Source organism: Curtobacterium sp. USHLN213, assembly GCF_037144815.1.
GTDB lineage: Bacteria > Actinomycetota > Actinomycetes > Actinomycetales > Microbacteriaceae > Curtobacterium.
Genome location: NZ_JBBCYQ010000001.1, coordinates 527,531 through 542,298 on the forward strand (window position 1 = coordinate 527,531; position 14,768 = coordinate 542,298).

Annotated in this window: 9 protein-coding genes, 1 tRNA gene and 1 rRNA gene; 2 read left to right on the plus strand and 9 right to left on the minus strand. The window is 72.6% G+C overall.

Going from position 1 to position 14,768, the window contains the following annotated elements; genetic code table 11:
- Positions 1–192 precede the first annotated feature (192 nt).
- From WFH25_RS02445 to WFH25_RS02465, 5 genes are all read right to left on the minus strand, one after another.
- Positions 193–2,097 carry a DUF7402 domain-containing protein gene (locus WFH25_RS02445; protein ID WP_336696694.1) on the minus strand — a complete coding sequence of 635 codons (1,905 nt, stop codon included), beginning with the start codon at positions 2,095–2,097 and terminating at the stop codon, positions 193–195.
- A 42-nt stretch (positions 2,098–2,139) separates the two neighbouring features.
- Positions 2,140–3,114 carry a glycosyltransferase family 2 protein gene (locus WFH25_RS02450; protein ID WP_070416441.1) on the minus strand — a complete coding sequence of 325 codons (975 nt, stop codon included), beginning with the start codon at positions 3,112–3,114 and terminating at the stop codon, positions 2,140–2,142.
- Positions 3,111–3,941: a glycosyltransferase family 2 protein gene (locus tag WFH25_RS02455; RefSeq protein WP_083294974.1), complete on the minus strand. Its 831-nt coding sequence runs from the start codon at positions 3,939–3,941 to the stop codon at positions 3,111–3,113. Before WFH25_RS02455 ends, WFH25_RS02450 begins: the two co-directional genes overlap by 4 nt.
- Before the next feature lie 274 nt (positions 3,942–4,215).
- A complete protein-coding gene (locus WFH25_RS02460; protein WP_336696695.1) occupies positions 4,216–6,936 on the minus strand; it encodes a non-ribosomal peptide synthetase in 2,721 nt (906 codons plus the stop codon).
- A 207-nt stretch (positions 6,937–7,143) separates the two neighbouring features.
- Positions 7,144–8,484 (minus strand): glycosyltransferase family 2 protein, encoded by a 1,341-nt coding sequence (locus tag WFH25_RS02465; protein WP_092386693.1) that lies wholly within the window; start codon positions 8,482–8,484, stop codon positions 7,144–7,146.
- Positions 8,485–8,778: 294 nt separating this feature from the next.
- On the opposite strand from WFH25_RS02465, the gene WFH25_RS02470 reads away from it, so the two are divergent.
- Together WFH25_RS02470 and WFH25_RS02475 are read left to right on the plus strand one after the other, a co-directional pair.
- Complete coding sequence (locus tag WFH25_RS02470) at positions 8,779–10,959, plus strand: hypothetical protein (RefSeq protein WP_336696696.1); 2,181 nt, start codon at positions 8,779–8,781, stop codon at positions 10,957–10,959.
- Positions 10,960–10,978: 19 nt separating this feature from the next.
- The gene (locus WFH25_RS02475; RefSeq protein ID WP_336696697.1) at positions 10,979–11,833 is read left to right on the plus strand and encodes a glycoside hydrolase family 16 protein; all 855 of its coding nucleotides are present in this window, start codon (positions 10,979–10,981) and stop codon (positions 11,831–11,833) included.
- Between the two features lie 145 nt (positions 11,834–11,978).
- On the opposite strand, the gene WFH25_RS02480 is transcribed toward WFH25_RS02475, so the two are convergent.
- The 4 genes from WFH25_RS02480 to rrf form a co-directional block, all read right to left on the minus strand.
- Positions 11,979–12,050 (minus strand) — tRNA-Gln (locus WFH25_RS02480).
- A gap of 44 nt (positions 12,051–12,094) precedes the next feature.
- On the minus strand, positions 12,095–13,054 hold the full coding sequence (locus tag WFH25_RS02485; protein ID WP_336696698.1) for an NAD(P)/FAD-dependent oxidoreductase: 960 nt from the start codon (positions 13,052–13,054) through the stop codon (positions 12,095–12,097).
- Position 13,055: 1 nt separating this feature from the next.
- Positions 13,056–14,543: a glutamate--tRNA ligase gene (gltX, locus tag WFH25_RS02490; RefSeq protein WP_336696699.1), complete on the minus strand. Its 1,488-nt coding sequence runs from the start codon at positions 14,541–14,543 to the stop codon at positions 13,056–13,058.
- A 118-nt stretch (positions 14,544–14,661) separates the two neighbouring features.
- Positions 14,662–14,768, minus strand: a 5S ribosomal RNA gene (gene rrf, locus WFH25_RS02495); the annotation flags it as partial.

The window sequence follows — 14,768 nt, forward strand, 5'->3', positions numbered from 1 at the left end:
CGGTCACCCGCGGCGGCACGCGCCGCACCAGCGTGCGAGGTCGCGCGCACGGTGCGAGGCCTCGCGGGCCGCACCGCGCGCGGAACCTCGCACGCTGCGCCCGCGACCCGCGACCCGCGACGCGCGCGGACGACGGACGGGTGGCGCGGTGCTCACCGGCACCGCGCCTCCCGTCCGTCGAGTGCTCCCGGGTCAGCCGGTGAACGCCCGGAACTCGGCCAGGCCGACGTTCCGCGTGCTCGCCGACACCCCGGTGACGGTGAACCGGACCCACGTGACGTTCCGCGCCGAGAAGTCCACCGTGAGCGGCGACGCGTCGTTCGGGAGTGTCCCGACCGCCACCTGGCTGCCGTCGGAGAACGTCAGGGTGCCGCTCGTGACCTGGTCGTCGCCGTTCGGTCGGTCGTACAGGACGACCCGGCTCAACGCCTTCGACGAGGACCAGTCGAGCTGCAACCAGACACCGGTCGTGCCCCAGGGAGCGACCCACTCGGCGGTCGTGTTGTCGGGGTAGCCGCTGACGACCCCGTCGATCGCCTTGGCGGCGGTCTGCCCGGTCGAGGTGTCGTCCCACGCCGCGGTGGCGGTCGCCGAGCCCGTGACGTCGGTCGCGCCCCCGGGCGTCGGCGTCGGGGTCGGGGTCGGCGTCGGGGTGGGCGTCGGCGTGGGCGTCGGGGTCGGCGTGGGCGTCGTCGTGGTGCCCGGGGCGAACGTCCGGATCTCCGCCAGGCCGACGTTGCGCGTCGTCGCGCTGACGCCGGTGACGGTGAACTTCACCCAGCTGGCCTGCCGCGACGAGAAGGTGACGCGGGTGAACGCGCCGCCGTTGTCGAGCGTCGGCACGGTGACGCTGCTCCCATCGGAGAACGTCAGCGTGCCGGCCGTGACCTGGTCGTCGGCGTTCGGACGGTCCGCAAGGTCCACGGCGCCGAGCGTCACCGGGCTCGACCACGCGAGCTGCAGCCACGAACCGGTGCCGCCCCCGCGGGTCGCCCACTCGGCGGTCGGCGCGTCGGGGTAGCCGCTCGCGACGCCGTCGACGGCCTTCACTGCGGTCTGCCCGTCCGCGGGGTTCTCGCTGCTCGCGGTGACGGCCGCACCGGCGGTCACGTCGGCTCCGACGGACCCACCCGAACCGGTGCCCGGGTCGGTGGGCGTCTGCGTGCCGACGGTGTACTCACGGCTGAGCCACGAGCCCTCGGGACGCGACGAGCAGGACGCCACCGAGGCGCAGGTCTCGGCGTCGTAGGCGGAGTAGGCGAAGAACGCGTTCCCCTTCGCCTGCGTCTGCGCGGCGGTGAGGTTCGAGGGCTTGTCCGCGATCGGGTACCCCATGTACCCGGTGAGCGTGCTCGCCGTCGTGAGCTGCTGCTGCGCCGACTTCGTGAGGTACGCGACGGTGTGGTGGTCGCTGTGGTCGCCGTCGCCGTAGGTGCCGACGTGGTCGAGGGTGTGCACCTCCTGCGGCCCGTACCCGTTCATCAGCGCGAGCACGGTGGCCTGGAGCTGGGCGAGCGTGTAGGTGGTCCCGTAGGTCGCACCGGAGACCGTGCTCATGCTCGTGATCGAGCGCTGGTAGAGCTTCTGCAGGCTCTGGTACCGGGTGGCCGCGAACCCGGAGCCGTCCATGTTGCCGTCCGGCAGCTGCAGGTAGACCAGGCTGAGCCGTGGGTCCGCCGTCAGGGTGCGCGTCACGACCGTCTTGCCACCGGCGCTGACCGAGCCCGAGGTCCAGGCGTTCGTGACGCCGGCGAGGTTCGCGTAGGCGGCCTCGAGGCCCGTCTGCCGGCCCTTCCAGTACGTCGCGGACTTGCCCGCGTCCCCGGCGGTGACGATGACCGAGCGAACGCACTTGTCCGCGTCGATGTCCTTGCGGAGCTCGGTGCCCTCGAACAGCAGGTCGTCGTCGGCGTGCGCGACGACGGTGAGGACCTTCCCCGCGCTGCAGTCCGCGGTGGTCGCCGCACCGGCGCTCGACGGCGCGAGGAGGCTCGGCGCCGAGACGGTGGCGCCCGTGATGACCGCTGCCGCGACCGCGAGTGCCACCTTCCAACGGCGTCGGATGGTGGCACTCGGGGTCGGGGCGTCTCGCTGCATGTCGTCTTCTGTGCGTGGGTGGGTCGGGTGGGTGGGTGTCGGTCAGGGAGCGCCGACGGGCTGCTGCACGGGCGCGGACACCGGGGCGGGTGCACGGACCACGACGGTGCCGAAGACACGGCCGACGGCGTAGCCGAACACGGTCGAGACTGCCGAGGTCACGATCGCCAGGGCACGGAGGCCCCCACCGCGACCGAGGGCCCCGAGCTCGCGGAGCACCGCGCCGGGCAGGACCCGGGTGAGGTACGTCGACTCGCTCGAGAGCGAGTCACGGGCACCGACCCGGCGGCTCAGCACGGCCTTCGAGATGCCCTCGTAGTAGCTCCGGCGCCGCAGGTACCGCATCGTGACGCGGTCCGGGGAGACCCGGTGCGAGACGTTCGAGCGCGGCTCGAAGCGGATGCGGGCGCCGGGACGGATCCGGGCGATGCGGATGCAGAGCTCGGTCTCCTCGCACCCCAGCGGGTGGTTGCCGACGCGACCGATGCCGGAGCGGAAGCCGCCGGCGGCGAGCACGACGTCACGGTGGAAGGCCATGCTCGACCCGATGACGTTGCGGACGTCCGCGGACGTGGTGGGGAGGCCGGTGTAGCTGCACCCGACGATCCAGAGCAGCTCGTCCGGGTAGGGTCCGGCGCCGGTCGCGGTCGGCCACGACGGGGTCGCCCGGCCGCCGACACCGACGACGTCGGGCAGCTCGAGCGCCTCGACGAGGTGCATCAGCCAGTCCGGGTCGGCCGTCGCGTCGTCGTCCAGGAAGGCGACGACGTCGGCCTCGGTGAGTGCGACGCCGGTGTTGCGCGCACCCGAGAGGCCGCGGTCCTCGGCGTTCTCGACGACCCGGAGCTCCGGCCAGCGGGCGGCCGCACGGCGGAACAGCTCCGGCTCGTGGTCGATGACGACGATCACCTCGGTCGCGTCGGGCTGGCGCTTCGCCGACTCGACCGCGTCCTGCAGGTCACCCCAGCGCTGCTGCGTGTAGGCGCAGATGACGACGGCGACCGTCGCGACGCTCACGCCGCTTCCTCGTCCATCGCCGGCACGGCGGCCGGGACCACGAGGCCCGAGACCGGGGTCGGCATGAGGCGCATGCGGGCCTTGGCCTCGCGGGCACGACGACGCTCGTGCATGATCGACTTCAGGACACGGATGCCGTCGCTGACCGCGTTGAGGTTGCTGGTGCCGTGCACGCGGAGCTTCTCGTGGCTCGGCACCTCGGTGATCGCGAACTCCGCGGCGGACCAGCGGCAGGTCAGGATCGTCTCGATCTCGAAGCCGTCACCCCAGCGCATCGAGCCGTCGGTCGGCTGCGGGAGCGTCGACGACAGGAGCCCGATCGTCGGCAGCGTGTCCGCCCAGAAGGCGTTGTAGCCGTAGCAGAGGTCGGTGTACCGCGCACGGAGCAGCACGTTGGAGATCATGTTGAGGCCCTTGTTGCCGAGGCCGCGGATGATCGTGATGTCGTCGCTGCCGCCACCGGGTGCGTAGCGGGAGCCCTTCGCGACGTCGGCACCGTCGACGAGCGCCTGCACGAAGCGCGGGATCTCGGCGGCGTCGGCGGAGCAGTCGGCGTCGAACATGACGACGACGTCGCCGGTCACGGCCTCGAAGCCGCAGGCGAGCGCGTTGCCCTTGCCCTTGCGGGTCTGCTGCACGACCTTGATCGTCGGCATGAGGCGCTGCGCCGTCGCGATGGTGTCGTCCACCGAGTTGCCGTCGACGAGGATCACCTCGTAGACGGGCGGGAGCTGCGGGAGGATGATCTCGAGGTTGCGGGCCTCGTTCCTCGCGGGGATGACGACCGAGACGCGGGGGTCTCGGGGTCGGACGGTGCTGGCGGACATGGTGCTCCTGTCGGGTTCAGGCTGCATGCGGGAGTGGTCGAGGGAGGACCCGGCGCTGGGTGGGCGTCGGAACGGGGGTACACCGTTCCCTGGGCTTGGACCAACCATCGTCCGGCGGACGGGGCTGGTCAATGCGGGTGGGCACTGGTTGCGGACCCCCGAGTGCGGATACGGAAACCCGCAAGCCGCGGCCGGGTGGCGTGTCGGCACGCACGAGGGCCCTGGAGGCGCGGGACGGGCCCGCCACGCGCCTCCAGGGCCCTCGCTGGTCACGTCAGGGACGCGACTCGTGCGTCGTGAAGGCGGCGCGCAACGCGGTCGCCAGCTCGGCGACGTGCGGCTCGCGGAGGAGCGAGCTGTGCTCGCTCTCGATGCGCACCGTGGTCGTCGCACCGCGGAGCACGTCGTTCCAGCCGTCCACGTCGGGGTTGCCGTCGGCGAGCACGAACGTCGCCGTGCCGTCGTAGGGCGAGGGCGTGTGCCGCCGCGTCACGATCGTGGCCTGGTCGAAGAGGGCGTCGAAGTCCTTCTGCCCGCCGTAGCGGAGGACGCCGGCACCGTAGGCGCGGACGCGCTTGGCGAACTCCTCGCCCACCGGCACGCCGGCGGGCAGGATGCGCTTCGCCGCCCGGTCGAGCCCGCGCTTGAGTGCTCGGAGCGCCGGGTTGCGCACCGGGCTCTCCGCCATCCGGCCGAAGTGCAGTTGCGCCTGCTCGGTGCTGCTGCGCGGCAGGTAGCTGTCCAGGATCGCGACGTGCTCGACCCGCTCGCCGCCCTCGGTGAGGAGCTTCGCCACCTCGAGGGCGACGAGGCCGCCGAGGGAGTGCCCGACGAGCAGGTACGGGCCGCGGGGCTGGACGATGCGCATGAGCTCGACGGTGCGCCGCGCGGTGCGCTGGATGCTCCAGTCCGGGATCGCCCGTCGCTCGAGACCGTGCTGCTGGAAGGCGTACACGTCGTGCTCGGGCAGGTACCGGGACAGCGGCAGGAACGTCAGGCCGAGGGCTCCGGCCCCGCTGAGGCAGAACACGGGCGGGCGCCCGGGGACGCGGGCCTCGGAGACCTTGACGACGTCGGGGTGGCTCGGCAGCGACTTCGCCCCCGAGCGCACCCGTCGGGCGAAGGCGCGCAGGGTGGGCTGTTCGAGGAGCTCCGACGCGCGGAGGTCGACGCCGAGCCGGACCTGCACGATCGCGAGCATCTCCTCGGCGGAGAGCGAGTCGCCGCCGAGCGCGGTGAAGTCCTCGTCGAGGTGCACGCCGCGGAGTCCGAGCACCTCGGCCCAGATCTGCCCGACGACGAGCTCCCACTGGTCGTACTCGCCCTCGACCATCTCGACCTCGAGCGACGGCGCACCGGGCAGCTTCGCCCGGTCGACCTTGCCGCGCTCGTTGCGCGGCAGTTCGGGCATCGGGACGATCGCCGCCGGCACCATGTACTCGGGCAGCGTCGCCCGCAGGGCGCGGCGCAGGGCCGCCGGCGCCGGGGTGCGGCGACCGGGACGGCCGACGACGTAGGCGACGAGGCGCGTGACGGCGGGCGGGTCGACGAGGGCGGTGACCACGACGTCGTGGACGTCCTCGACGGCACGGAGCGCCGCCTCGACCTCGCTCGGCTCGACGAGGTACCCGCGGACCTTCACGGCGTCGTCGTCGCGGCCGAGCAGGACCAGGCAGCCGTCCTCCTCGACGCGGGCGAGGTCACCCTGGCGCCACAGCGGGGTGCCGTCCTCGTCGACGGAGAGGTGCTCGCTCGTCTTCTCGGGCGCGCCCCAGTAGCCGGCGGTCATGCCGTCTCCGATGACCACGAGCTGGCCGGTCTCCCCCGTCGCGGCGGCGGTGCCGTCCTCGCGGAGGACCCGGGCGGTCTTGCCCGGCGGCACGTACCCGGCCGGCACGATGCCGTTCGGGACGGCGTCGTCCGGACCGACCGGGAAGTACGAGACCGCCCCCATCTCGCTCGACCCGAACCCGTTCCAGAGGACCGTGCGGGCGCCGAGGACCGGGCGTGCGGCGTGCACGTCGGTGCCGGTGATCGGCTCGCCGACCGTCATGACGAGTCGGAGTCCGGCGAGCGCGGGGTGCAGGTCCGTGCCGCGGTCGCGCACGGTGGAGACGACCGACCGGAGCAGGTGCGGCGTGCAGACCACTGCAGTGACGTGCTCGGCGGCCATGCCCTCGAGCAGTCGCTCGGTCCCGAGGTCGCGTGCGTCGAGCAGGACCGCGGCGGCCCCGCTCAGCATGCTGTCGAGCGTGGTGAGGATGCCTGCGGCGAAGGACAGCGGCAGCACGACGCCCACGAGGTCGCCCGGGCGGTAGTCGGCGCTCCAGGCACTCTGCTCGGTGTTCCGGAGGAGCTGTCGGTGCGTCATCGCGACGCCCTTCGGCAGGCCCGTGGAGCCCGAGGTGAACACGATCGCGGCGGGGTCGGTGCCACCGGGGCGGGAGGTCGCTGCGGGTTCGGTGCCGGTGCCGGTCGCGGTGCCGGTGCCGGTCGCGGTGCCGGCGGCGGTCGCGCTGCCGGTCGCGGCCTGCTCGGTGCTCGTCGCGATGAGGGCGTCGAGGTCGTGCACGGTGCCGTCCGGGCCGAGGACCGCGGCGGCGAGGTCCGCACGGGTGTCGTCGGCGAGCACCTCGGCGATCCCTGCGAGCGTGACGACGTGCTGCAGGCGTGCCTCGGGCAGGTGGTCGTCGAGCACGACGATCGTCCGCCCGGCGGCGATCAGCGCGAGCATGCCCACCACGGTCTCGGTCGTGTGCCCGGCCATGATCCCCACCGGGACCGACGCGCCGGTGCGCTCGGGTCCGACGCCGGCGCCGGTGCGGTCGTCGGGCCGGAGGACCTCGGTGAGCCGTGCGGCGAGCGCCCGGACCGTCCGGTCCGTCTCGGCGAACGTGCGGGCGGTCCCGGCACCGGCGAGCGCCGGGGACTCGGGGAACGCTGCGACGACGCGCGTCCACCGGTCGAGGACCGAGTGGTCGTCGGATGCCGGCACGGCCGGTTCGACCGTCCGGTGACGCGCTGTCGGGTGTGTCGGACGCATTGCTTCTCCCCTGGGTCGTGCGGGCCGGTGGTGCGCTGCTGGTGCTTGGAGGACGGTAAGCCGACCGGACGCCCCCGATCGAGGGGCCGAGGAGCGCCGTGCGGGGATCCTGCGGTTTGGCGCATCCTCGCGATCCGCCGTGGATCCCCGGTGACGGACCTATCGGTTCGCTGTGCGCTCGCGGGCGCGGACGGTGCGGCGGGACCGCCCGTAGCGGAGCACACCACGCCCGACGGCCAGGAGCTCGACCCAGCGCATCCGTCCGACCTCGCGGAGGAACGCGGCGTCGTCGAGCGGCGCGTCCGCGGTGCCGACGGCGACCGGTGCCGCTGCCGGGGTGACGGCCGGCTCGGCGGCGGTGCCCGAGACGAGGTGGCGCACGGCCCGCGGGGCGCGCTGCAGCGCCATCCCGAGCGTGCGGGGGTGCAGGGCGATCTTCGTGAGCCAGGCCCCGAGTCCGGTGCCGTAGCCCTCCGCCTGCTTCCGGAGCGCCGGGAGGTCTGCACGGTGCCGGTGCCAGACCAGCGCCGCGGGTTCGACGACGAGCGCGGCGCCCGAGAGCACGACGCGCGAGAACATGTCGATGTCCTCGCCGCCGCCGGTGACCGTGCCGACGCCGAGTGCCTCGTCGAAGCCGCCGAGGTCGGTGATCGCCGACCGCCGCATCGCGAAGTTCGCACCCGTGCCGTAGTCACCGACCGCGAACGGGAAGAGCGGCCGGTCGACGGGCGGTGCCGACAGGCGGTGCACGCGCGGCACGAGGTTGCGCGACCAGGTCACCCGTTCGTCGAAGTACCGCTGCGTGGGGGTGCGGAGCTCACCGCTGGCGACGAGTCCGCTGACGCAGACGACGTCGTCCCCGCGGGAGAACCCCGAGGCGACGGCACGGAGCCATGCCCGGTCGACCACGACGTCGTCGTCCGTGAAGGCGACGATCTCGTGCCGCGCGGCCAGGACGCCGGCGTTGCGTGCGCTCGAGAGGCCCGGGACGGGTTCGCGGACGTACCGCACGCGGTCGTCGTCGAGGGCCTCGACGAGTTCGCGCGTCGACTCGTCGGAGGGCGCGTTGTCGACGATGACGACCTCGAAGTCGGGGTGGTCCAGGGCGAGCAGCGAGTCGAGGGCGGCGCCGAGCTGGTCGGCGCGGTCACGGGTGCACAGGACGACGGAGGTGCTCGGCAGGCGGACCGGGATCGGCGGCTGCGGGACGGCGGGCAGGGCGGCGACGGCTGCACGGAGCGCGGCGACCTCGATCGTCTCGTCGGACACCGGCAGGTCGACGAACCCGAGGGGGGCCACGCCGTCGCGGACGAGGAGCCTGGCCGACCGGTGACCGGCGGCGTCGTGCAGCCCCACCGTGCCGGCGTCGTCCCCGGGGACCTCGGCGAGGTCGACGGCACCGACCCACACGGCACCGCCCCAGGTGGGGTCGACGGCGCTCGACATCGGGCGGGCGAGCTCGACGCGGGGCGGGAGCGAGCGCTGGATGGTGTCGGTCATGGGAGAGCCTGTCTCGTGTCGGGGGACGTGCGCGGTCGCAGCCGGCCATCCCACCGTCGCTGCGGGGACGGCGGGGGTCAACGAGCAGGCGGAACCGTGCGGTTTCTCCTCGCTCGCCGCCCGCCACGCGTGCGTGATCCCGCAATGCCGCAGGCCCTCCGCACTTCCCGGTGACCGCTCTCCCGTGCGCCCTCGGCCCCCGGTTACCGTCGTGACACCCGCAAGGCCGCTGCCAGTCGCCGGCCCAGACCCGAAGGGACGCTCGATGCGTCAGTCGATCGCGGTGGTCGAGCAGTGACCGCCACCACGACCCCCACCAGGATGTCGCTCCGCCACGGAACCCGCGTGCTGCCGACCTCACCGGTGCCGTCCCTCGTCGCCGCGGGACTCGGTTTCGCCGGAGCCGCCCTCATCGCGGCCGACGCGTCCGGTCCGCTCCGCACGGCCGTCGTGCTCGTCGCGCTGTTGGTCGTCCCGGGTCTGCCGGTGGTCCGGTTGCTCGGGCTCCGCGAGCCGATCGGGCGCGCCGGACTCGTCGTCGCGTCCAGTGCCGCGATCGACGCGGTCCTCGGGCTCGCGATGGTCTGGACGGGGCAGTGGGTCCCGCTGCCCGCCGCCGGGCTCCTCCTGCTCGTCGCCGGGTGGGTGTCGCTCGGCCAGGGCGTCCAGACCGCACGCACCGCGCCCAGGTCGGCCCGCGCGCGGTCGGCCCTGCCGACCGCGGTCCTGGTCCGCACCGTCGCCGCGTCGGGCGTCCTCGTCACCGGAGCCGCGCTCTGGGCGGTGGGTGTCGCGCAGACGGACTCGACCGGACTGGGCGAGTGGGGCCTCCTGGCTGCACTGCCCGCGGTCTGGTGGGCCGGCGCCGCACTCGTGTTCGTCGTCGCCCTGGTGACGCTCGTCGACCGTCGCCACCACGTGGTGGTCCGCGCGGTGTCCTCGGGCGTCCTCCTGCTCGTCATGTACGGCACCTCGAACCTGATCGCCGCCGAGCCCCGACCGCCGTGGGTGTTCAAGCACATCGCGGTGACCGCGTACATCCTGCAGCACGGCGCCGTCGACCCGTCGATCGACATCTACAACCGCTGGCCCGGGTTCTTCAGCTTCAGCGCGTTCCTCGGCGCCGCCACCGGCACGCTCGACGCGGCGGACCCGGTCCGCTGGACGGAACTCGCGTTCGCCCTCGCCGACGGGGCGCTCGTCCTCGGGATCGCACGGGCACTCGGCGCGAACGGCCGTTGGGCGTACGTCGCCGCGGTCCTGTTCAGCGCCGCGAACTGGGTCGGGCAGGACTACTACTCCCCGCAGGCGTTCGCGTTCTTCCTGTTCCTCGCGGCGGTCCTCGTCGCGCTGACCGTCCTCCGTGGCAAGCCCAACGTGATCGGGCGGTGGAGCGCGACCGTGACCGGCCGGCTGCTCCGTGCCCGCCGCTCCCCCGTGGCCGAGGCGGTCGCCACGCCGACGCGGGCCGCCGTGGTCGCGGCGGTGGCGCTCGTCGTCGTCCTGCAGTTCGTCATCACGGCGTCGCACCAGCTGACCCCGTTCGTGGTCGTCGCCGCGTTCGTGCCGCTCCTCGTGCTCGGCTTCCTCCGCCCGTGGTGGCTCGCCGTCCCGCTGACGCTGCTCCCCTTGCTCTACCTCGTGCCGAACCTCGACTACATCCAGGAGAAGTTCGGTCTCACCACCGGCTTCGACCCGGTGAGCAACGTCACCGCCGCGTCGACGTCGATCGCCATCCCGTCGATCGCGACGACCCTGCAGTCCCGCGCGGTCCTCGGGATCACGGCACTCGTCGCCGTGTGCGCCGTCATCGGACTCGTCCGGATGGTCCGCGGTGGGCACGCCCGACGCGCCCTCGTGCTGCTCTGGCTGGCGGCCTGCCCGATCGTGCTCGTGCTCGGGCAGAGCTACGGCGGCGAGGCGAAGTTCCGCGTCGTCCTGTTCTCCGCGCCGTTCCTGGCGATCGCAGCCGTCCACGCCTTCCACGGCCGCCGACTCCGCATCGCCGCCACGGCCCTGGTGCTGACCGTGACCACCGCGCTGTTCCTCGGTGCCACGTTCCAGACCGAGCAGGCGAACCAGACCGCTCCGGCCGACGTGGCCGCGGCGAAGTGGCTCGACGGCCGGTTCCAGGCGGACGACACCCTCACGACCGTCGGCAGCTTCCCGTCGATCATCGGCGGGAACTACGAGAACTTCCTCCGCCACTGGGGCCAGGTCGACTCGCTGCAGAGCGAGGCCGCGTGGTTCCCGAAGGGCATGACGGCGGAGGACCTCACCGGTGTCCTGCAGGACCGCGACCAGGGCGGACACTCCTGGCTCGTGTTCTCGGCGGCGCAGCGAGCCGACGCCGTGACCCGCGGGACGCTCACCGGCGCGCAGATCGACGCCATCGAGCGGTCCGTGGCCGACGAGGGCACCCTCCGCTACGACCGCGACGGGGTCCGGATCTACGAGGTGCGCGATGCAGCATGAGCCCGGGGCACGTCATCGGATGACCACCCGGCGGTCCTTCCTGCGCCGCGGCGCGACGATCGCCGGCATCGCGGGGGTCGCCGTGGTCGCCGGCACCACGGCCGTCGTGCTGCCCACGCGTGCCGGTGACTCGACCGCCCGCGCCGAACGCATGCCCACCGGGGCGCTCGAGTCCGAGGGGACGCGGTGGGTCCCCTACCTCGCACAGGACTTCGACCTCGACGCCGCGCTCGGTGAACTCCTCGCGGTGTACCCGCGGATGGCGGAGTACAGCGGGATGCGGGACACGTCGGGCAAGGGGCTCTACTCCCCCGACCAGGTGGTGTCGGTGCACGACTCGGTGCTCGACTTCCACCTCCGCAGCAACGGGTCCCAGCCCCTCGTGGCGACGGTCCTCCCCGCCGGCTACCGGGCGTACACGCACCAGCGCGTCTCGATCCGGTACCGCGCCGACGAGGTCCCCGGCTACAAGTTCGTCATGATCCTCTGGCCGCTGTCCGGCGACTGGAACGAGGGCGAGATCGACTGGCCCGAGGGTGACCTCACCGGCGACGTCCGCCCGGTGTCGGCGATCCCGGGCAGCTACGACCCCGCGACCGAGGCGATGACGTTCCTGCCCGAGGACCCGACGGTGGTGTCCGGCGGGCAGACCGACTGGCACGTCGCGACCGTGGAGTGGACCGCCGACGCGGTGCGCTTCTACTGGGACGACGAGCTGCTCGAGACGGTCACGGGCGCGGTGCCCACGACGCCGATGCGCGTGACGCTGCAGGCGGAGACGATCATCCATGACGCCGAGGTGCCGGCCGACGCATCCGGGCACGTGCTCGTGGACTGGGTGGTCGCGTACCGGAAGAGCAGGGTGCAGTCCTGACCTGATCGGCTGCCCTGGCGTGTCGGGTCGTCGCCGTGTCGGGCTTTGGCCTGGCGTGTCGGTTCGTCGCCTGGCGTGTCACGTGGCTTCTGCGCCGGAAACGGAACAAGCCCCCGGGACATCCCGGGGGCTTGTTCTACGAGTGCTGGGGTACCTGGACTCGAACCAAGAACGACGGTACCAGAAACCGCTGTGTTGCCAATTACACCATACCCCAAAGGCCCGGAGGCCTTCGGTCCCGGTTGCCCGGGGCACGATCAACTACTGTACAGCATCCCGGAGGTCCGTGAGACCACCAACGAGATCCCGGTGCACCGCGGCGGCCGTGACCGCCCCGTGGCCGGCCGCCACGATCAGCTGTTCCGGTCCGGGTGGCGTCACGTCGCCCACGGCGTACAGCCCGGGCACGCTCGTCCGTCCGGACCGGTCGACCACGACGAGCCCCTCGGCGTCGCGGCGGAGGTCCGCGTCGACCCAGTCCAGGTCGGCGTGCCACCGGGGCCGGACGAACCCGCCCGTGCGCGGCTCCACGTGCCCGTCTGCGAGGCGGACGCCGGTCATCCCGGAGTGGTCCCCCTCGAGGTCCGCCACGGCCCGCTCGTCGACGCGCACGCCCGCTGCGGCCAGGCGGGCACGGCCGGCGTCGTCGAGCGGCGCGATGCCGTTCGTGTACACGATGAGGTCGTCCGCCCACGCCGCGAGCAGCAGGGCGCGATCGACGACGTCGTCCGTCTCGCAGAGGAACGCCAACGGCTCGGCGGCCTTCTCGTAGGCATCGCACTCGACGCAGCTGTGCACCGCGGTGCCGTAGAACGCGCGGAGCATCGGGAGCGCCGGGAACTCCTCGCGCAGGCCCGTCGCGAGCACGACGGCACGGGCCGTCGCCTCGACCTCGGTGCCGCGCCAGGCACCGTGCACGAGCCACCGGTCGCCCTCCGGCGCGATCCGGTCCACGACCGTCTGCACGACCGTGGCCTCGACGTAGGCCTCGACCTCTGCGCGCCCGAGCTTCCGGAGCTCGAGGGGTGAGACACCGTCGCGCGTCAGGAACCCGTGCGACCGCAGCGTGGCGGCGTTCCGGGGGCGGTTGGCGTCCACGAGGAGCACGGTGCGCTTCGCACGGACCAGGTTGAGGGCGGCACTGAGCCCGGCCGGGCCGGCACCGACGACGACGACGTCGACCGTCAGCCGCTCGGCTGCGTCACCCTGCCGTTCGGCCACGTCAGCGGTCCGCGAGGCGGCGCAGGCGCGTGACGGTGGACTCCTTGCCCAGGATCTCCATCGACTCGAACAGCGGCGGGCTGATCCGTCGACCGGACACCGCGACGCGCAGCGGACCGAACGCCACACGGGGCTTCAGGCCGAGACCGTCGATGAGCGCCGCACGGAGCGCGCCCTCGATCGAGGCCGTCGTCCAGTCGTCGAGCGGCTCGAGCGCGGCGATGCTCGCGCGGAGCACGTCACCGGCGTCGGCCTTGAGGGTCCCCAGGGCGTCCTCGTCGATCTCGAGCGCGTCGTCCGACGTGAAGAGGAACGCCAGGAGCCCCGGTGCCTCGCCGAGGAGCTGCATGCGCTCCTGGACGAGCGGCGCCGCCTTCGTGAGGATCTCGAGCTGCTCCGGCGTCACCGGATCCGACACGATGCCCGACAGGTACGGCAGCAGCCGCCCGCGGAAGTCGTCGGCGTCCAGCAGGCGGATGTGGTCGCCGTTGATCGCCTCGGCCTTCTTGTGGTCGAAGCGCGCGGGGTTCGGGTTGACGTCGGAGACCTCGAACGCCTGGACCATCTCGTCGACCGTGAACACGTCGCGGTCCGGACCGATCGACCACCCGAGCAGCGCGAGGTAGTTGACGAGCCCCTCGGGGATCATCCCGGCGGCACGGTGGTGGAACAGGTTCGACTCGGGGTCGCGCTTCGAGAGCTTCTTGTTGCCCTCCCCCATGACGTACGGCAGGTGCCCGAACACCGGGATGAACTCGGCGAGGCCGACCTCGTACAGGGCCTCGTACAGGGCGATCTGGCGCGGCGTCGACGACAGGAGGTCCTCGCCGCGGAGCACGTGCGTCACCCCCATCAGCGCGTCGTCCACCGGGTTGGTGAACGTGTACAGCGGCTTGCCGTTCGGCCTGACGACCACGAAGTCCGGGAAGGTGCCCTGCTTGAAGGTGATCTCACCGCGCACGAGGTCCTGGAAGCTCAGGTCGCGGTCGGGCACGCGCAGCCGCAGTGCCGGCTCACGCCCCTGGTCGCGGAAGGCCTGGCGCTCGGCGTCGGTGAGGTCGCGCTCGTGGTTGTCGTAGCCCTGCTTCGGGTCACGCCCGGCGGCCTTGTTGCGGGCCTCCATCTCCTCGGGGGTGACGAAGGACTCGTAGACGTGTCCGGAGGCCTTGAGTTTCGCGATGACGTCCTCGTAGACGTCCGTCCGCTCGGACTGCCGGTACGGACCGTGCGGGCCGCCGGCCTCGACGCCCTCGTCCCAGTCGAGCCGGAGCCAGCGCAGTGCCTCGAGGATCTGCTGGTACGACTCCTCGCTGTCACGGGCGGCGTCGGTGTCCTCGATGCGGAACACGAGCTTGCCGCCGGTGTGCCGCGCGTACGCCCAGTTGAACAGCGCAGTACGGATCAGTCCGACGTGCGGCGTCCCCGTCGGGCTCGGGCAGAAACGGACACGGACATCGGAACCGGAAGCGGTGGTGAATGGCGCAGTCATGACACGACGATCCTACCGGCCCGGCACCGACCGCCACGAGAGGCTGTGGAGGACCCGCAAACGCAGAAAACCCCTGACCACGTGGTGGTCAGGGGTTCCCTGGTATTCGTAACGTTGAGTCCGGCGGCGTCCTACTCTCCCACAAGGTCCCCCTTGCAGTACCATCGGCGCTGAGAGGCTTAGCTTCCGGGTTCGGAATGTGACCGGGCGTTTCCCTCTCGCTAT